This window comes from Pseudoclavibacter sp. VKM Ac-2888 (assembly GCF_015351285.1).
Classification (GTDB): Bacteria; Actinomycetota; Actinomycetes; order Actinomycetales; family Microbacteriaceae; genus Pseudoclavibacter.
Map to the genome: position 1 here is coordinate 897,914 of NZ_JADKSM010000001.1, position 18,708 is coordinate 916,621.

Annotated in this window: 14 protein-coding genes; 5 read left to right on the forward strand and 9 right to left on the reverse strand. The window is 63.5% G+C overall.

Features of this window, described 5'->3' with window-relative positions:
* Window positions 1–20 precede the first annotated feature (20 nt).
* The 7 genes from ITJ61_RS04350 to ITJ61_RS04385 all read right to left on the reverse strand — a co-directional run bounded on the left by ITJ61_RS04350 (window position 21) and on the right by ITJ61_RS04385 (window position 9,363).
* The gene (locus tag ITJ61_RS04350; RefSeq protein WP_323744295.1) at window positions 21–1,361 is read right to left on the reverse strand and encodes a HAMP domain-containing sensor histidine kinase; all 1,341 of its coding nucleotides are present in this window, start codon (window positions 1,359–1,361) and stop codon (window positions 21–23) included.
* Between the two features lie 47 nt (window positions 1,362–1,408).
* Window positions 1,409–2,089: a response regulator transcription factor gene (locus ITJ61_RS04355; RefSeq protein WP_194685606.1), complete on the reverse strand. Its 681-nt coding sequence runs from the start codon at window positions 2,087–2,089 to the stop codon at window positions 1,409–1,411.
* Between the two features lie 585 nt (window positions 2,090–2,674).
* A complete protein-coding gene (locus ITJ61_RS04360; RefSeq protein WP_228496599.1) occupies window positions 2,675–3,874 on the reverse strand; it encodes an acyltransferase family protein in 1,200 nt (399 codons plus the stop codon).
* Window positions 3,875–3,912: 38 nt separating this feature from the next.
* A complete protein-coding gene (locus ITJ61_RS04365; RefSeq protein ID WP_194685608.1) occupies window positions 3,913–4,716 on the reverse strand; it encodes an SGNH/GDSL hydrolase family protein in 804 nt (267 codons plus the stop codon).
* Window positions 4,717–5,979: 1,263 nt separating this feature from the next.
* Window positions 5,980–6,318 (reverse strand): hypothetical protein, encoded by a 339-nt coding sequence (locus ITJ61_RS04375; RefSeq protein WP_194685609.1) that lies wholly within the window; start codon window positions 6,316–6,318, stop codon window positions 5,980–5,982.
* Between the two features lie 1,225 nt (window positions 6,319–7,543).
* The gene (locus ITJ61_RS04380; protein ID WP_194685610.1) at window positions 7,544–8,053 is read right to left on the reverse strand and encodes a hypothetical protein; all 510 of its coding nucleotides are present in this window, start codon (window positions 8,051–8,053) and stop codon (window positions 7,544–7,546) included.
* Between the two features lie 542 nt (window positions 8,054–8,595).
* Window positions 8,596–9,363, reverse strand: a complete 768-nt coding sequence (locus ITJ61_RS04385; protein ID WP_194685611.1) for a hypothetical protein — start codon at window positions 9,361–9,363, stop codon at window positions 8,596–8,598.
* A 279-nt stretch (window positions 9,364–9,642) separates the two neighbouring features.
* Here ITJ61_RS04385 and ITJ61_RS04390 point away from each other — a divergent pair, with 279 nt between their 5' ends.
* From ITJ61_RS04390 to ITJ61_RS04410, 5 genes are all read left to right on the forward strand, one after another.
* On the forward strand, window positions 9,643–10,509 hold the full coding sequence (locus ITJ61_RS04390) for a helix-turn-helix transcriptional regulator (protein WP_194685612.1): 867 nt from the start codon (window positions 9,643–9,645) through the stop codon (window positions 10,507–10,509).
* An 823-nt stretch (window positions 10,510–11,332) separates the two neighbouring features.
* Window positions 11,333–11,773 carry a helix-turn-helix domain-containing protein gene (locus ITJ61_RS04395; RefSeq protein WP_194685613.1) on the forward strand — a complete coding sequence of 147 codons (441 nt, stop codon included), beginning with the start codon at window positions 11,333–11,335 and terminating at the stop codon, window positions 11,771–11,773.
* A 260-nt stretch (window positions 11,774–12,033) separates the two neighbouring features.
* The gene (locus ITJ61_RS04400; RefSeq protein WP_194685614.1) at window positions 12,034–12,804 is read left to right on the forward strand and encodes a hypothetical protein; all 771 of its coding nucleotides are present in this window, start codon (window positions 12,034–12,036) and stop codon (window positions 12,802–12,804) included.
* A gap of 774 nt (window positions 12,805–13,578) precedes the next feature.
* The gene (locus ITJ61_RS04405) at window positions 13,579–14,235 is read left to right on the forward strand and encodes a hypothetical protein (protein WP_194685615.1); all 657 of its coding nucleotides are present in this window, start codon (window positions 13,579–13,581) and stop codon (window positions 14,233–14,235) included.
* Window positions 14,236–15,001: 766 nt separating this feature from the next.
* Window positions 15,002–15,253 carry a hypothetical protein gene (locus ITJ61_RS04410; protein WP_194685616.1) on the forward strand — a complete coding sequence of 84 codons (252 nt, stop codon included), beginning with the start codon at window positions 15,002–15,004 and terminating at the stop codon, window positions 15,251–15,253.
* 328 nt (window positions 15,254–15,581) lie between these two features.
* Here ITJ61_RS04410 and ITJ61_RS04415 read toward each other — a convergent pair whose 3' ends face one another.
* A complete protein-coding gene (locus ITJ61_RS04415; RefSeq protein WP_228496600.1) occupies window positions 15,582–17,012 on the reverse strand; it encodes a heparan-alpha-glucosaminide N-acetyltransferase domain-containing protein in 1,431 nt (476 codons plus the stop codon).
* Between the two features lie 71 nt (window positions 17,013–17,083).
* Window positions 17,084–18,466 (reverse strand): FtsX-like permease family protein, encoded by a 1,383-nt coding sequence (locus ITJ61_RS04420; protein WP_228496601.1) that lies wholly within the window; start codon window positions 18,464–18,466, stop codon window positions 17,084–17,086.
* Between the last annotated feature and the right edge of the window lie 242 nt (window positions 18,467–18,708).

Sequence of the window (18,708 nt, forward strand, 5' to 3'; positions counted from 1 at the left end):
TCGTCGGGCGCCGGGCTACGTCACCGCGGTCGGAGTGGAAGTTCGATTGTGAAAACGGCACCTGGGCCGTCCGCGATAGCGAGAGTGCCCCCGTGGAGAGCCACGCTCGCGCTGGCGATGGAGAGCCCTAAGCCGCTCCCTTCGCTGCGGCCGCGAGCAGGATCTCCCTTGACGAAACGGTCGAAGATTCGGGCGCGCGTATCAGTTGGAATTCCCGGCCCGTCGTCCGCAACTGTCAGCCGCAGCCGGCTCCCGTCGACACGGCCGGTGACACTGATGGCGGCTCCCGGCGCATGACGAACCGCGTTGCCCACAAGATTCGCAAGCACCACGTCGAGCCGGCGCGGATCCACGACCACGCGGAGTCCTTCGGGCACATCCACGGCCACGCGCCCGGTCCAGTGCCGCAGAGCGAGGGTCCGGCCGACGAGCGCAGCGAGGTCAATCTCGTCGAGTCGCAGCTCGGCGGTACCGGCATCGAAGCGTGATACCTCGATGAGGTCCTCAACCAACCGCGCGAGATTGTTTGTTTCTTGAGCGACAAGCAGTGCTGCATCCGCAGTGTCGCCCTGAAGATTGGGGGCCTCAGCCTCCAGTACACCGACGACCGCGGTCATCGCGGCGAGCGGGGTACGGAGTTCGTGTGAAACATCCGCAGTGAAGCGACGTGAGCGTTCCTCGAGCAGCCGCAGCTGGTCGTGCTCGGCACGGAGGTCGCGCGACATGCCGTTGAAGGCTTTGGCCAGGTCACCCACTTCTCCGTGTTCTGCGGCGATCACCTGCGCGCCCAGCTCGCCCGTGGCAATCTGTTCGACCCCGGTACGCAAGCGCTCGATGGGGCGGACCAATCCGCCGGCGATGAGTAAGGCGACCGCGACCGCCGCGAGTACGGTCGGAACGGCTCCGGCGGCCGTTCCTCTGGCGATGCCGCCGATCACCGCCTCTTCTTCGGCGATCGGCGTCATGGAGTAGATGATGAGCCCGGAGGGGGTACCTTCGGCGAGGACCGGTAGGGCGACCGCAAGGTAGGGCTGTCCGTCAACGCGCACAAGTTGCGCGAGTGCTGTTGCGGCGGCGTTCGCCTCCTGTATCAGCTCAGCGGGCACGCGTTCAGTGTTGAGGCGCAGGTCGCCGAAGGAAGCGGACACTGGAGCGTTGATGCTCGGTGCCTGTTCCAGTCGGTCGATCAGCAGTCTGAGTTCACGCTCGTCCGGTGCGACCCGCAGATCGGGGACTAGGGCCTCCGTCTCTGTTCGCAGCGCCGACACGGCTGACTCCTCGGCCTGCTGCAGGACTGCGTCGCGCGAGCCGGCGATGGTTGTTCCTGCGGCGGTAGCGGCAGACGCCAGCGAGACGAGCACGAAAGCTAACACGAGTCGTGAACGGAGGGACGAGAGCAGTCGGGGTCTCACGAGGAGAACCGGTAGCCGAATCCGCGGACCGTGTGCAGATGTCGTGGAGTCCGCGGATCTGCCTCGATTTTGGCTCGCAGACGCGTCACGCACGCGTCCACGAGGCGCACCTCACCGTAGTAGCTCTGTTCCCACACCTGCTCGAGCAGCTCTTGTCTGCTGAAGGTGCGCTCCGGTCCGGCCGAGAGGAAAAGCAGCAGTCGCAGCTCGGACGGCGTGAGAGACAGCTCTTGTCCATCTCGCCGCACCCGAAGCGACGTGCGCTCGATCTCGAGGTCGCCATGCGTCTCAATTTCATGCAGGGTCCCGGGAGCGGGCATGGCACGGCGTAATACCGCGCGGATCCGCGCGTCGATTACCTCGGCCGAGGCGGGCTTAACGCAGTAGTCGTCGGCGCCAGCTTGGAAGCCGAGCACGATGTCGAGGTCGAGATCACGTGCTGAGAGGATCACCACCGGCAGAGTGCTCGTCACACGAATGCGTCGGCAAACCTCCAGACCGTTCAGGCCGGGGAGCATCAAGTCGAGCACCACAATGTCGGGCGGTGCCGCGGTGATTGATTCGAGCGCGTCCCAACCGTCACCGACGGCCTCAACATCGTGGCCGAGACGACCAAGTCCAATCGTGACCCCGCGGCGGACCGCGGGGTCGTCTTCGACGAGCAGCACACGACTCATAGTGAGCTCCTGTTCACGAAAAGGTAGCGAAGAGACATCAGCGCGAACCCGAAGACGCAATCACCACCGCGAAAGCATCGTCGCAGACAACCTCCAGCGGCTCGGCCAGGGGCGCGGAAGGTTCTATAAAAGCGACGATGACCTCATCCGCGGGACGTCCACCCGGAACTGCCGGGGAAGCCGCTGCCGTGCAAGCGATCTGCTGTGTGACCGCCGGATCGGTTTGTTCTAGATCGAGCGGCAGAACCACGTCAACGCGCCCCTCCGAACCGGTGAACAGGAGCGGGGAATAAGCGGGAGGTAGCGCCGACGTGATGCCTCGTGCTCGCTCTTCGTCGGTGGCTCCCTCGAGAAGCGCCTCCGCTGAGGCTTGGAGGAGGTCGTCGCTCGTCGGGGCGCGCCAAACTACCCAGGGACCGCCCGCTGTAGTGAGCACGACCGGGATCGTCGGGACTGTCTCTTCTGATCCGGGGAAGCCGGTAGCAGGCGCTCCTGCCGGAGAGATCTGCTCCCCCGCACATGCTGAAGCGATAACAACGATCAGTGTGGAAAGAACCAGGACCCCAACGGGGCTGCGGAGCGCTCTCACAGTGATTGAAGATCGACGGTGCCTGCCCCGAGGTCGGGGCGTGGGAGCGCCAACCAGATCAGCACGATCATCACTCCCGCGCCGACGAGTGCGATCGCGCCCGAGCGGCCTCGAGCCCATCGTGCCCCTGATTGAACCGGACGTTCGATGAACCGAGTTGACAGCCATCCCATCAGTATCGATCCCGCGATCACGACACTGGCGCGCAACCAGACTCCACTCTCCCCCGGCATCGCCGGCAGAAGGACGACCAGGGGCCAGTGCCATAAGTACACACTGTAGGACACTTTGCCTAGCCAGCGAGGCATGGCGCTCCCGATTGCGCGTGAGGCGCCGATGCGAGGATGAGCGGCGAGGATTGCGATCAGCGCGGAGGCCACAATCGAGTGCGCGAGGAATCCGCCGCGGTACAGCCAAAGCGCGTCCGTGCCATCGGCGACCAACCAGAGCACGAGCAGTGCGATCCCGAGTAACGTGCCGACCGCTGAGGCCCAGCCGCGATGCAACGACTCGGTGAGACGACGCACGGGATCCGTGGCTGCGAGAGCGCCGAGCAGGAGAGACGACGCGCGAGCGTCCGTGCCTTCGTAAGCCCGCGTCGTGTCGGTGACGGCGTACACCGCCATCAAGACCGCGGAAACGATCGTCGCCGCAACGATCAGGGCAATGAGGAGTCGATGCCCGCACGACAGGCGAGTCAGGAGCCCGAGGAGGATCGGCCAAACCAGATAGAACTGCCATTCAACCGCGATGCTCCACAGATGCGCGAAGACATGCACGTCCGTGATGTGCCCATAGCTGATCCCCGTCTCGATGAAGTGCCAATTCAGGAGTTGGACGAGCGCCCACGGGAGATCCTCGATCGCGTGGTGTCGGACAGCCGGAGTGGCCAACATCGCCACGACGATCGACACCACCCCTACGAGCGCGAGCAACGAGGGCAGCAGGCGCCGGCATCGCCGAGCGAGGAATGCCAGCACGTCGATTCGCCGAGTGGCGCGGGCCTCGCGCAGGAGCCCCGCGGTGATGACGAAGCCCGACAGCGTGAAGAACAGGTCCACTCCGAGGAATCCGCCTGGGAAGAGCGAGGTGTGAAACAGGAGCACAGCGAGTACAGCAACGCCGCGGAGGCCGTCCAGCTGGCCGAGGCGCGGCGCCAATGTTCTCGGGCTGACCAGGCTGCGTTCGCTCGTCAAGGTTTGTCCTGGCGTCAGAGGGATTGGGCCGAGTGAGGTCACGCTCCTGCCGCCGGGCAGTCCCAGTCGGCGAAGACGGGGTCACCGGTCCATGAGCCAGTTCCCCAGGACTCGACGGGGGCCGCGGGGACGCCGCCGGGTAGCGCTTCGTACTTGGTCGTCAGCCAGTTGGCGAATGCGAGCGCACCTTGCTGGCAATTGTGGGTCAAATCGCTCGAGCGGAGAGCCTTGGCGTCGGAGGGGTCGGTGCCCCACAGCTCGGCTGCGTCCAGGTAGACGACCTGTCCGTCGCTCGCACTGGCCACTGACTGGGCGGAGGCACCAAGTGTGGCAGTCGACGCGCTGTTCTCCAGGTACATCTCGTCTCCGATGGGAGGTGCCGAGATTATGACGAGGTCAGCACCGGCCTTCTCAACCTCGTTGGCCAACTTCTGCAAGCCCTGGACCTGTTGTTCGGGTGTGCCCCAGTCGTACATGGTGACCTGCCACATCACGGTGTCGGCTCCGGACTCCGCGATGCTCTTCTGCAGGTCCGGCCATATGCTCTGCACGAGTTCGCTCATCGGGGGCCCGGGATCGACGACCGCGCCGCCCCCGTCGGCAGCACCACTCTCGAAGCCCACGCCGGCTGCTTCGAAGGCGGCCTTGAGTGCGGGAGCTTCGGCGACGGCGGTCGAGTCACCGAGCCAAAGGACGGAATGGTCCGATGCGTCAGGGGACGCCTCGGGGGCACTGGTGGCGGTGCAACCGGAGAGGACGGCGACCGAGAGGACTGCGATACCAAGCAGGACCCCGCGGGCCCTGCCGCTGTGGGTCGTGCTGCGGAAGATGTTCTTTGTCATAACAATTACTTCACCAGCCGACCAGCGCCACCGAGCCTCCCGTCACACAACCGTCTCAGAACTAGAACGGAGCTGTGACGCTCGGACATGCGAGGCCGACCTGATCGCTCGAAACCTCTGGGCCCGTCTCGAGTCGACAGTCGAGGAGCGTGTCGGCTGCGAGTTCCATCTAGCAAGGTGCTCGGGAGGCGCAGCTGTGCTACTCAGGGGCGTTGGCTGGTTTGTCGCGACTCGCATTAGTCGAGGAAGTGGGCTGAGGAGCTCTCGGCAGACCACACTGCGCCCGGAGCCGCACCGCGACTCTCGGCAACCCCGCAACACGAATCATCAACCGAACATCGGGACCGCGTTCGTGCACACCACCATCAAGGATCACACCCGCATTGCGGACGCCGAGATCCACGAAGACGAGACAGCCGTCACCGGGATCGGAGTGCTGCGCCGGTCTACGTCAGGGTTTCGCGACCGAAGCGTGATCTATAAGCGGTCCTCTCCGACAATGGGTCCGCCTGTAGATCTCACGCCTGGCGAGACGTCTGCCGGGACCTCGAGATCAGGTCAAAAATGACGCGCCCCTGCCCGCCGCAGACGAACGGCAAGATCGAACGCCTCCACCGTCCCCTACACGGGGGGCAGCGCTCACGCCCGCCACTACCGAACGAGACCCCATGCCGCTCAGCGCTCCCTGCCTGACTCCACGCCTACAACCATCACCGGCTCCACACCAGCGTCGGGAAGAGCACACCCATTAGCAGACCAAGCAACCTGTTTGAGTAGTACAGCTCGGTAGCCGCCGAAACAACAGACTCCATTGAAGACGTCATGACGGCCTCTCTTAGGAATGCTCGTTACCTTCGGGCGCACTGACGGCGATCGAGGTCCACGCCCAGGTTGGGAGCCTGCACACGATCCCGGTGGAGGAGGCGGTCCCAACCCAGAGGGCGGTCTTTCTCTTTTCGAATGGGCCAGGCCCCACTGCAGCGTGCACGAGGTACGCACCGTTGAGCCGCGGCGCTGCCCGTGACCGGCCGTGAAACCAGGCTCGCTGGAATTTTCCATCGACATCGAGAACAACGCACCACGCGCCCCTGGGAAAGAGATGCGGTGTGGTCACGATTCGCACCACGATGGCGCCAACGTCGCGGGCATAGTCCGCCATCGCCATGCAGTAGGCCGCCCGAACGTCTTGACGAGCGAACCTTCCCCAGCGTGGAGCTCTTGGTGCGTGCTGCACGGGCGTCCTGTTCCTTCTGTCCCGGCTGTCTAGTAGTGGAGCTCTGGGCCGCCCCAGAGGTTGAGTGATGTGCGGAGGTCACGGACGATGTCGCTGAGGTCGCTCCCGCGTAACTCGGCGACCGCCGCAACCAAGCGTGATTGCAGGAGCACTGAGACTCCAATTGCGTCGGTGACGTCTACACGCTCGCCAGCGCTGTCGGGAATGTCAAGGTGCGCGATGACAAGCGCGAACGCTCGCGAGTTCTCTTCGGCGCTGACGGTGGCATCGAAGCAGACGAGCGCGTCGAGCATGGCGTGCCCGGCTCTGCAGGCCGGCGCAGGAATAGGCTCAAGACCTTCCGAGAACGCGACGTCTTTGTCGTTCATCCAGCTGTCCTTCGTCGGGGTGTTAGAGCCGTTGTCTTTCGGGTTCAGGTTGTGTCTCGTTGGGCCGAGGAGAGAGGAAGGTTGATGGCCCGCTGGTTTTCCAGCGGGCCATCGTGAACATTGGGAGTCCCCCGACTCCGCATGTTCAGTCTCTGTCGCCGATGTTTCCTGGATCTCCTTGCCGCGCTGTTGATGCGAAGCATGGGTGTGTCGAGGTGCTGGCCCAGCCCAGCGAACGGGCAGGACTGGGCCAGCCTTTGCATCGACCGACACTCCCCAGAGATCGGTCGGTGCTCAGTGCGCCAGTTCATTCCTGAGTTTCCCGAGGAGCGGACTGGCCACAACCCGGACACGTTGCGGCGTCTCGGGCGGCGTCTCACGAACCGCTTCCCCAGCGGGGATCGTGAGATCTTGCGGTGGGGCTGCGGTCTTCACCGACGGCCCACCAAGTGGGTACCCGCAACCCCGCACTGCTGAGGGGGGTGAGGTTGCGGGTACGTGAGAACAGCCAAGGACTCGTGGGCCTCAGCTGAAGATCGAAGTCCTGCGACGGACGACTACCTGACTAAACGTCGCTCGTCCGCAGGGAAGGCAGCAGGTGCGGTTGGCGAGGCTACGGCGTCGGCATGATGGGGACCACCGGCGACACGGCCGACAGCGCCGAACGACAATCGGATTCTCTCCGGGTCTGTTTGGAGAGGGCGTTCATAGGGGTGCTCGCATTCTGTAGATTCGCACAAGCCGCTCAACTCGCGTTTGTTCCACGCGCGATGAGTGGTGCCGTCGGGCTGTGATTTCCGCGTTGCGAGCCTGCCAGGTCGCGCTCGCCGATTCGATGGATCGGGCAAAAATGTCCGGAACTCGTCTACATTTCGTCCGAAAACTGCTGAGGAGTCGCGCGGGGAGGTGTGTTTGCGTGTTCGCCGCGTGACGTCCGATCACAGAACAACACTGCCTGTGCAACACGCGTTGCCTGGATCCGAGTCGGGCTGAACATTCGCGAGAGCAAGTGCAGCAGGCGGGCACCCCCTGTTCGGACTTCCCGGAGAGCGCCTGACTCGATGCGTGCACGTGCATATTAACCCCATAGGAGCCTCGAGCAGGTGTGGTCGCGCGAGCACGTGGACGTGGCTGTCCTCATGCCGGTGTCTTCCAAGGGATCTGAGGCCTCGCACTCCGCCAGTGGGTTACCACGAGGAACGGCCGGGTTGAAAGCGCGCCGCTTTCAGCAAGGCGCGTGGAAGGTGATGCCACTCAGCGCGAGTCCCGGTTGGCCGTCAAGCGTCGCTCCACCGTTCGGCGTCGGCCGGGAAAGGTTGATGTCGAATGTTGTGATCGGCCCAGTGAAGCTCACGCCAAGCGTGTATCGGCTGTCTTCGGTGTTCACGTTGGCTGTGGGGGGTCGCATGCGGTACCAGCCGAGTGTCGAGGGAGTGATACCGGTTCCCGAGGTGAGCACGGCGCCAACGGTAGGAATTCGGACATGCTCAACAGCGGACCCCGGGCCGTCGATGTCCCAGATCGTGAAACGGACATCGCTGACCGGCTCCGCGAAGCTCACCCTGTAGGTCGTGGTGTGTGCCGCGTCCGGAACGCTGGTGTTGCTTGAGCCTGTGCCAGTGTTCGCTGCGCCTAGATTGAGCTGTGTTCCGCCTACAGCAGCGAAAGTGGTGAAGTTCCCTACCGTGATTCGGTTCTGAGTTCCATCGAACGCACGAACCGCAAAGTTGACCATGCGTCCGCTCGCTGTGGGAGTGGACCCAGAGGCGTTGTACCGGTCGATCCGGGTAAAACTGGTGGCCCAGTCGATGCCACCCCTACCGCAAGGAGACGCTGCGGCGAGTGGCGAACTGGCCGCGAAGGCCACGATAGGCACAGACCACACTCCACCCACAAGCAGCTTCCGCCGGGCAGTGTTGATCACCGGCTCTGGACCAGGTGAGTGGCTGCCCGTTCCCGTGTTCATCTCGTGCAAGCGGTCTTTCCGATCGTGTCGTCTAAGTGTCTGTCGAGACTGGGTGGCTGCTTTCTCCGCTTTGACCACAGCAGAGTTGACCGAGCTGCGCATCACGCCGGCTCCCCCGGACCGGGGTGAAGTGCTCCGGAATACCGTGACAGCGCAAAGGGGCTGGGTCGCTTCTCCGGACGGGGAGAAGCGCCCCAGCCAGGCCGTCGACGGGTGATCCCCAGAACACCAGTCGACGGTTGGGCTCGGCTGCTTCACGACCCCCGTCGTGGGTCAGCCGAACGCCTAGTGGCGGCCCGCGTGTGCTGGGACTAGCAAGGGACAGTGAAGCTTGGGCCGGTGAGGCCGAGTCCCGTTGGGCCGTCTGTGTCGTACCCGCCCGTTGAAGTTGGGCGAGACATTTGAATGAGGAACGAACTGACTGGTCCGGTGATGACGTAGTCGATGGCGTAAGCGCGGCTCGTTGTCGCCCGGTTGGTTAGTGGCGTGTCCCCAGACCGGTAGTAGCCTGAACCGCTACTCACGAGGCCGCTTCCTGGCGTCGCGGTGGTCCCAGGAGTCTCGACGCGGACGTGTTCGACTTGGGCTGGGGCGCCGGTCGTGGAAACCGAAGCCCCATCGACATCCCACACCGTGAACCGGATGTTCGTGACGGGGCGGTCGAAACTCATGCGGTAGGTCGTGACGTAGGCGTTGTTCGGGACGAGTGGATTACTGGAACCGGTCCCGGTGTTCGAGCCCGACAGAGTGAGCATCGAACCGACGGACGTCGGCGCGACGGTGAAGTTCTGCGTCGTGACCACGTTTTGCGTGCCGTCCGTGCCTGTGAGGGTGTAGTTGACGGTTCCGCTGCCCACGACGGTCGATCCGGATGCGCTGTATCGGCTTTGCCGTGCGTAGTTATTGCTGAAGTCGACCTGCCCAGGTCCGCATGGCGTTCCGGAAGCCGCGGCCAAGGGAGCGGCCACACCCATGGCGACAACCGGGATTGTCCAGGCGGCGCCGGCAACGATGGTTCGGCGTGAGAGGCCTTCCTCGCCTGTGCGCGATGGGGGATTGTCGGTGTTGAGCTGATTCATGTGCGTCTCGTTTCGTAGAGATGTCTCCGGGACCATTCAGAGCCACCGCGTCGACTTGCCACGCTCGAGTCCGAATGAAGATCCGCGAAATACGGGCGGGCTCAATCTGCCGTAGTGAATGGCCAGTGCGCAGGTTTCCAAAGACAGTTTGCTGAAACTGGTCAATCTTCTGACCAGAAGTTTGCGCGACCTCCGGCATCACGTTGCCTAGCTCAGGATTGCTTCTCGCGAGACGCTCCATCCGTCTCAAACGGCGCAACGCGAGAGGTGAGGTCCCAGATGTCTATGGAAGATCAGGCTGCAGAGAGGTGTCGTAAATTCGGCTGGGCGGCCACGGAGGACGTGGATCGGTCGTTGGTCGCCGAGGCGGTGCAGGATGACCGCTACGGTGCGGGGCGAGCATGGTCTTCGCGCTCCAGCTACGAACTCACTCCAGCACCGGGGCGCATCTACCTCGTGTACATCGTCGAGGGAGGTTTCGATTTCACCATCGGTGGAGTCACGGCCGCAACGGAGCCGGGTCACCTCATCTTATTCGATGGCGCTGTCCCGACGCAGTCGCGGACGACGGCTGATACGGCGAGGTTCGTCTGGCATCTCAAACCCACCTTCCTCTCACCTCAGAGGGCCCGATTCGCCTTCCACGAGCCTCTGGTTTCGAACAACGCACCCATGAGGTCACTCACGTCCATGACGAACGCGATGCTGAACGCCCCGCTCTCCGGCAACTCGATGACACACTCGCATCTCGGGCTAGCGATCGAGCATTTGGTCGCCAGCGTGCTCAGCGAGACCGATGCTCACCGGATCGACAACGCGGCGCACCGAGATGGTCTGTTCGGGGCCGCGCAGCTCGTGATCGATGCCAATTTTCGAGATCCGGACTTCACTGTCGACCGGCTCATCAAGGATCTCGGGGTCAGCGCTCGCGGAGTCCATGTCGCGTTCGCAGACCTCGGGACGACCCCACGAAGGGAAATCGAGCGTCGTCGGTTGCAGGAGGTGGAACGGTTATCGGCGCAGGTCCTAACATCTGAGGAGGTTGTCGAGTTGGCTGGGTTCCCGAACATTCGGCGGTACAAGTACGCCCTGCGACAGGGAACCGTCTCCACACGGTCCCAGGTCGAAGAGACCGGCACGCACTGAAGCAGCTTTCTCGGGGCAGCCGCTCTCTTTGCTACCCACAGACATCACCGCCGCCGCTGCCATAGTCCGAGGCATCATCTTCCGGCTAGGAGGATGGCTAGACCTCGATCCAGCGACCGGAGTCTGAACCCCGAGAAGGTCCGGAGCAGCCTTAGGGTGCCAGGCAGTCGACCGCCACGAGACCAAGCGACCCTGCTGCGCGGACCGGGCGTCACTGTGCGTCTGACACGGGTCTGGTTCCTGGGCTTGCCGGTCTCGCCTCTGAGGAAACCACTCGATTGTGCAGAAACTCGTCGAAAAACGGACGAGAACGTGACAGTGGCACGGCGAGCAGGTTGGGGCAACTCAAGATGGCCTCGCGCCGGGGATGTTCGGTGTTTCAGCCTTGAGAGACGCGAAGGGTGCACCGTCCATGACCATGGGACCACAGGCCGGCGAGCACTGCGACGATTTCGGGTGGGCCCCGGTTGGAAATGTCGATCCTTCGCTCGTTGCGGAGGTCACACAGCACCTTCGTTACGGGATGGGACGAGCGTGGTCCACCTCAGCCAACTACGCTCTCACACGTGCGCCCCAGCGCATCTATCTCGTGCACACCGTCGAAGGTGGGTTCACCTTCACAGTTGACGGGGAGGCGCGAACAGCAGAAGCCGGGACGCTCATTCTCCTTCACGGAGAGGCCCCAACCACAGCCCAAACGACTGGGGAGACGGCGCGTTTCGTGTGGCACGTGACGCCTGCGTTCCTCCAACCAGCAAAGTCGAGATTTCGGTTCCACGAGCCCATCCCCGTGGCCAACGCTTCCATGCGCGCACTGATCTCAATGACGAACACGATCCTCAACACGGCGCCGCCTGAGGTGCCCACCGCACAAGCTCACTTGGGCATCGCACTTGAGCATCTGATCGCAGGCGCCCTAGACGAGTCTGGGACCCGAACCAGTGACGCCGACACCATGCACCGCGATGGTCTCTTTATGAACGCCCAACTCGTGATCGAGGCTCACTTCCGCGATGCTGGGTTCAGCATCGCTCGTCTCGCCCGCAGCCTCTCGGTGAGCGAACGAGCCGTGCACGCGGTATTCGCGGCTCTTGGCACAACGCCGCGTCGTGAGCTCGAGCGCCGACGGCTGAGCGAGGTCGAGCGTCTCTCAGCTCAAGCCTTGACGCGCAACCAAATTTTCGAACTCGCCGGTTTCAGCTCCCCTCGACAGTTCCGCGACGCCCACTCTCGCCATCGAACAAAACTCCCCCTCGACCAATAACCCACCGACATGCTGCATCCATCTCCTGCCAGCCCTCCCGATTTCGCCCCTCGAGTCAGAAGCCACCTTCTGCACGGAGGAGGCGGAAAAGCCTTTCAGGTCAGCGCGGATTGGATCCCCCAAGGCGCAATCGACCTCAAGTGCACTACTCAGCAAAGCACCTCCCGTCCTGGGTACGATTTATCGTTATGAGGGCCTCCCCCGAGCCAAATGAGCTGCATGAGCGGTTGCGAGCCTTCGGTTGGGTAGCCACGTCACCTGTGGACTCGCTCCGCATTGAAGGGGTGGGCAGCAGCGACTACCAGGTCGGCCGCGCATGGTCACCGGACGGCACTTACGAGTCACTTCCGACTCCAGAGAGCATGTACGTGTTGCTGACCATAGAGGGAGATGGCGTCGTAGCTCACGACGACCGCGTCGTGCCCTACGCTGAAAACCACATTGTCTTCCTTGACGGTGAGCTGCCAACCGATATTACACTCGCAAACTCGACGGCGCGATACCTCTGGCGCTTCGACAGCACGGTACTTCGGGTCCCCAAGGTGCGTGAACGAGTCGGAGAGCTCATCCCAGTGGGCCAGAGAATCTGGGGTCCTGCTGCCGCCCTCACGAATGGACTCATCGGGGCGGACCCACGATTGAGCGCTTCGATGCACGCGGGACGAGCGAGCGAGTACTTGCTTTCCGCGATCTTCGACAACCTGGCCCCAAGCACAGCGTCCCGGCGGGGCCCGAAATGGGTCTACCGCGACGCGATGGCCGTCATCGAGCTCAACAAGGACGACCCAGGGTTTACCTCCGGGCACATCCCCCGTGAGGTGGGCGTTCATGACCGAACAGTGCGCCGTGCCTTCACACTCATGGGCACGACCGCCCGCCGTGAACTTGAACGGCAACGGGTGCAGACCCTTCAGTCCAGGATGGGCAGCCGACACCTCACATCGCGTCAGTTCGCGCACCACGCGGAAGCGTCTGGCTTCGCGACCGTCCGGCAAGCCCGCGTAGCACTCCAGCGGAACCTCCAAGCCTGAAGCGCGCGGATCGGCAGGCACGTTCTGGGCCACCTTGGTAGCGGCGATGTGCGCTCAACGGAGCGCGGCGCGAGAACGGTCAGGACCGTAAGATCACGCCCGAGGGGAAGCATCCATGCGATCTGGCGGACTCTCGACGCTATACCCCCGTCGCCCGAGGGGGGCCGACTGGAACGAAGCGCAGAGCGCCCTCGCCTTTGCGAGGGGGGCCGTGGCGCGATAGGTGGCCACCGCCACGGCCCCGCGGGTCTCATCGCGCGGTTCCATGTCCCCCGACACTTTCCCGCCCGGAGGCCCTCAGCAAAACTAGACCCAAGCTCGAACACGCGCCAAGAAAGAAACTCAATCGTCAGAAACGAGCTCACGTCCACACCATTTTCCGCAGAATCACCTTCTATCCATGGATGGCAGGCCGTGGCGACGAGTCAATCCTGAGAATTGCCCCCCCCTAAGTGACCGTCCTCAACGCCGAGGATCGGTCCCTCAGCAGGAGGAGCGCACACCCCCTCTCTCGCTCGTGACATCTGTGCAGCTGGAACCCTGGAACCTCGCGAGGAGGTCAGGTTCGTTTGAACAGATCACATGGCAATGTGCAGAAATTCGTCCGAAAGTGTACGAATTCCGGACAGGAGGCAGTGACCACCCCTCCACCACCTCAACTCCATGTGAAGCTCTCGATCGTGGCCATGGGCCGCAACGGAGTAGCGCATCCGAGCGCTGATCCGGTCCGAGCACACCGGCTCGGTCAGTGCACGCCAACAGATTGAGACACGCATGAACGCCTCCCCTTTGAACCCCGCTGAAACAGCCGACGCGTCGCCATCGCGTCGCACCATCGTGGCCGGCGCTGCCTGGTCCATCCCCGTGGTCGCCATGGCCGCGGCAGCGCCCCTCGCCGCGGCATCCACGACTGTATGCCCCACACTGCCCGCGCTCAGCACCTGGACCCGCCAGTTCCCAGTCTCTGGAACCCCTGGACTCGGCTCCGCAGGCACTCGCAATGGTTCGCGTGGTGAGGAGCTCTTCGTCACCGCCGAGGCCGCCCCGGACACGGGCAACCTCGTCATTCGTTTTTCGACCACCATGAACGTCGTCGCGGGCCGGACGTACAACTTCAACTTCAGCTACGGGTCGAACTACGGAAACCTGCAGCAGGCCACCTCCACGCGAGCTGCCGTACGTCTGGACGTCGGTCCTGCCCCGACCACGCTATTCAACGGATCAAGCCGTGCGCTCGCCGGCAACACGACGATCCCGAACAACCCAAGCACGACGTACACGAACTACGGCAGTTCCAACCCGGCCTACACAGCAACAACAACCGGTTCGATCACTGTGGCATACGTGTTCGTGATGACAGCGACGAATACAACGACGGCTGCACGCACGGATGACATCGGCATCACCCGACCGATCATCACCTGCTCCTAGCAATCGGCGAGCAACCCGGCTCCTGGGCGCTCCCGTGGCTGTCACGGTGACCGTCGCTCACTAGGGGCCGTTACTCCACCGCGGACAATCGCGGTCCGCTCGCGAGAGCGGAACCGGGATACGAGACATGGGCAGCACGCACTTGTGGTGCACGGTCGTGTTGCCCATGGTTGTCCGGCTCGTTCCCTGACGGGGATTTCACGGGTACGAGCCGGATCTACCCCGTGGGCGGGGAACCTGGGGGTCCTTCGCCCACGGGCTGGCTGGGCCGTTGCTGCCGTCCGTGGCAGCGGCCCAGCCTCTTCACTTGGGCGGCCTCGAGCCGCCGCTCACGTTTTATGAAACGAGGCCCCACGTGGCGAACGCCCAACTCCTCAACGGAAACGACCAGTCGGTGCATTCCCCGGCTCGTCGAGACATATTGGCGGGCGCTGTGTGGGCGGTGCCGGTACTCGGGGCTGCCATAGCAGCTCCAGCCAGCGTCGCCTCCCCACTGTGCCCGACGCTGGCACCAGCCAGCGCCTGGGTGTGGCGGACTCCAGCGAGCGGAACACTCCGCACGAATAACAACGGCACGGCGACCGTGCGGACGGGCCCCAACGGAGCAGAGTTCTGGGTCACGCACGAAGCAGCCGCCGCCACGGGTGACGTGACAATCCGAGTCTCCACAACACTGAATGTCAGAGCCGGCCAGACGTACCGATTCCAGATCTCCTTTGGCTCGAACTACGGGAACCTGACCCAAGCGACCTCCACGAGGTCGACCGTGCGTCTCGATGTCGGACCGACGCCGAGCACGCTCTTTCGCGGATCCACGCGCCCCTTTACGGGCTTCACCACCATTCCGAACAACCCGGGCTACACGCACACCAACCGTGGCACCGCAGGCCCGACCTACACAGCGACCGCCACAGGAACAATCACAGTGGCCTACGTCTTCACCATGACCGCCACCACAGCTACGGCCCCGGCCGGCGACGACATTTCCATCACGCCTCCACAGATCATTTGCCTCTGACAGGCAACATCCTCGCGGCGCTGAAATCCACGTACCTGTTTCGTGTTCTGCCGGACCGCTGTGTTGCTTGCGGTCCACGTTCTGGAATCCGATCTCTTCCGCTGAACGGCGCTCTCTGACCATTCATGTCGACGGCGCCGGTACAGCATCGGTCGCTCCGGGCACCCGCTGAACGACTTGCTGCCGCTGATCTCAGCCAGCAGAATTCTCGGCTCGTGGTGAAGAACGGCGAGCATCCGGCTTGCGTGCTCGCGGGCCACTTACAGGAGATTGGAATCCTGCAGCCATTCGCTACCTGCTGCCGCTGACTACGCAAGCAGTAGACCAGTCATTCGCCACTGCCTGCGCCCAAGCCGCGAACGCCCGGTTGCGCGAGTGCAGTCCGCAGGACTGAGTTTCCCGGACCGCCAAGACGGTGAGTCCTCACCCCTGGGCGTGGGGTCAGCGCCATGGCGTCGGCGGCTACTTTCGTGAGGCGTTCGAGGGGTCCCGTCCCGAAGGCCGAGGACCAAATGGCAGCACCGACCATCAACACAAGCGTCAGGATCAGCCAGAATCTGTTCCCCTCCAGCAAATCCGTGTCGAGTCCGGAGGCGAGGACGATTGCGATCACGTGCAGCGCGTAGACGGTGAGCGGCATACTCCCGAGAGCAGCGACGGGAAGCAGAATGGGCCTTGCGAAGCGACCCAGGACGAGGCAGGCGCCGAGGACGGCCATCGCCAGCCCGCCTGAGCCCAGAATCTCGAGTGTCCCGCCCGAGTGTGGACCAGCTTTACCCATGGCGGCGAGTGCCTGACCCGGAATGTCCTGGCTGAGGAGTTGGTCGAGATAGGGAGCACCCGGGTTGGTATTCGCGCCGAATTCCATTGGGTTCGGAGTGCCTTCGGGGAAGCAGATCGAGATCTTGTCCGGGTAGACGTTGCAGGTGAGTGCCTGATTGGCGAGATCAGTGATCGGGACCGAAGCTCCTGTGCCACCACTCTCGGCAGTTGAGGTCTCACTTCTCGGCGCGTATGAGGACGAGTCTCCATTCTGGAGACTGATTGCGCTGGCAAGGCCGAAAGCTCCCGATGCCAAAGTGATGCCACCGATGAGTATCGTGCCAGCGGTTCTCAGCGAAGAGAGGTCGCAACGGCCTATCGCGAGTCCGGCCAGCATGAGTGCGAGCCAGACGGTGATTGGATAGGTACCGAACAATGCGAGGTCGAGCCCTGGCCCGGTGGCTTGGAGGCTCACGAGGCGCAGCGTTTCGAGCAGTGGCGGGCCGAGAATTGCCAGCCCACCAGCGAGCACAAAGAGCGAACGGGTCTGCAGCCGAAGGAACGGTATGACGGCGACAAACAAGAGGCCGTAGACGGCAAGGATCACGGCGATGCCGCTGTTCAAAAGCTCGAGGGCGACGCCGATGCTGAAGACGACAGCCGCGCGGCCGACGAGTTGGAGTCGGAACTTGGCGAGCTGGTTGGTGCTCGGTCGACTCGCGCCCCCGGTGAGCAGGGCGATTGAGACTCCTGCGATGAGCGCGAAGAGGATCGACGAATTGCCGTGCACGGCATCAGCCCACGTCTCGATTCTTGCCCAATCGAAGGTCTCCGTGACCCCAATGTGAGCACCAATCATGCCGACCACGGCGATGCCTCGGGCGACGTCGACGCCGACGATCCGCTTCTTCCGAGCCGAGCATGGTCTCGGGCGGTGACTGGCGTGTGAAGGTTCTCCAGCTGGTGCTCTGGCGATGCTGGTGTCGTGAGAAGTCATTGAGGCCGTTCAGTAGTGCGTCGGCAAGGAGCAGCGCAGGGATGTGGATTCGATGTGGTCGCCCCGAAGGGCTAACCCAGGCTTCGCTCGGGGCGTCGGAGGACACCTTGAAGCACGGGGCGGGTGGCCAGGAGTGCCGCACGAACGAGCAGAACACCGGCGACCAGGCAAATAGCGATCGCGATCAGCGACTCGGGAGCGAGCAAAAGAGAGAACCCCATGAGCGGGAGCGCGATGATCACCCCGAGGAGGGTTGAGCCGATGGTCACGAAGAGAAGAGGTGACACGACACCGTGAACGCGGGCACGATCCATGATGTTGATCGGTGTACCCAGACGGTCCAGGCTCACATAAAGATCCCGTCGGTCCAGTATTGCGGCCGCCTGCGCGACGCCGACGGCGCAAGCCACCATGATGAACGAGGCCGCAAGAGTCGTGATGATGCCGGTTCGAAAATCTGGGACGAAGGTCGGTCCGAGAACCCTGCCACTGAAGGTGCCAACGAGCGCGATACCGGATCCACCGATGACCGCGATGAAGCTGGTCATCGCCACTCCGCCGACGAGACGCCACGCGGTCCTGGGCGATTCTAGGATCGTGCGCGCAGCGAGCAACTGCGCTGCCGAACGCGCCCTCCTGAGTTGTCCACGCGCGAAGATGGAGATGCTCCACGGACCGACCACCCCGAGGACTGCGGTCGCACCCGAGAAGGCGATGACCAGGAATATGACCCCGGCTCCGTGACTACCAGCCAGAACAGCGAAGAATGCGACGAGGACCATGAAGCTCCCGAGAACCGGCCGCCAACGCGATGTTCGAGGCGCCGTTTGCTTTGTCCGAACCCCAAGCGGCGAGATGACGATCGGCCGCAGCCCGTTCAGGGCACTGCCTGCGGAGAGCGCGGCAACCCCGAGCAGGACAACAAGTATCCCCCAAGGCCCGGCCCAGAACACTTCCCCACCGAACGTTGCGCCGTGGAACGGGACCAACCCGAGAAGCGGGAGTGTGATCACGTGGAGGATGACGCCGAATGTCACGCCGATGAGTGCGAGCGTCGTCGCTTCGACCACGGTGATGGCCGTAATCGTCAGTGTCGTGGCTCCGAGGAGTCGCAGAGTTGCGAGGCGACTATCTCGACGCCGGGCGGAAAGACGCGCCGCAGCGCCACCCAGCGTGGCGAGCGGGATAGTGAGGAGCCCAACCATGATTGGGATAAAGTCGCGAAAGACGAGCGCGTATTCGTCGTCGGTGTTCCAGAAATGGCGCACAACGCCGGTGAGTGTCAGCAGGATGCCCGTCGTCACCGCAGAGGCAACAACCGGCAGGACCACAGTCGCCTTGCTGCCCGCCCCAGGGCGAGCGAGCATCCAGGCAATCGTGAAGATGGGAGCCTGTCGCCGCGCGCGTTGTTCCTCGCGTTTGGTACTCGTCCTCTTAGGTGGGAGTGTCTTCATCTCGCGTCCTCCTGGACTGTGGTCTGAGCTGAGTGGTTGTTGCTGCGTGGGCGGCGTCGCCGGCTTCGGTCCAGCGCTCACGAAGCCGAGACCTCGCTGATGAACGGTCCGACTCTCACCCGGATCGTTCTCGAGCCTTGAGCCGCGACTGACTCGTCCTGAGTGGCGACGCCAAGGAACCGTCACCTGCCTGCCGCACCTACGGCGCAAAAGGCCCAGGATTCTCTCTCTGTTCCTGCTCG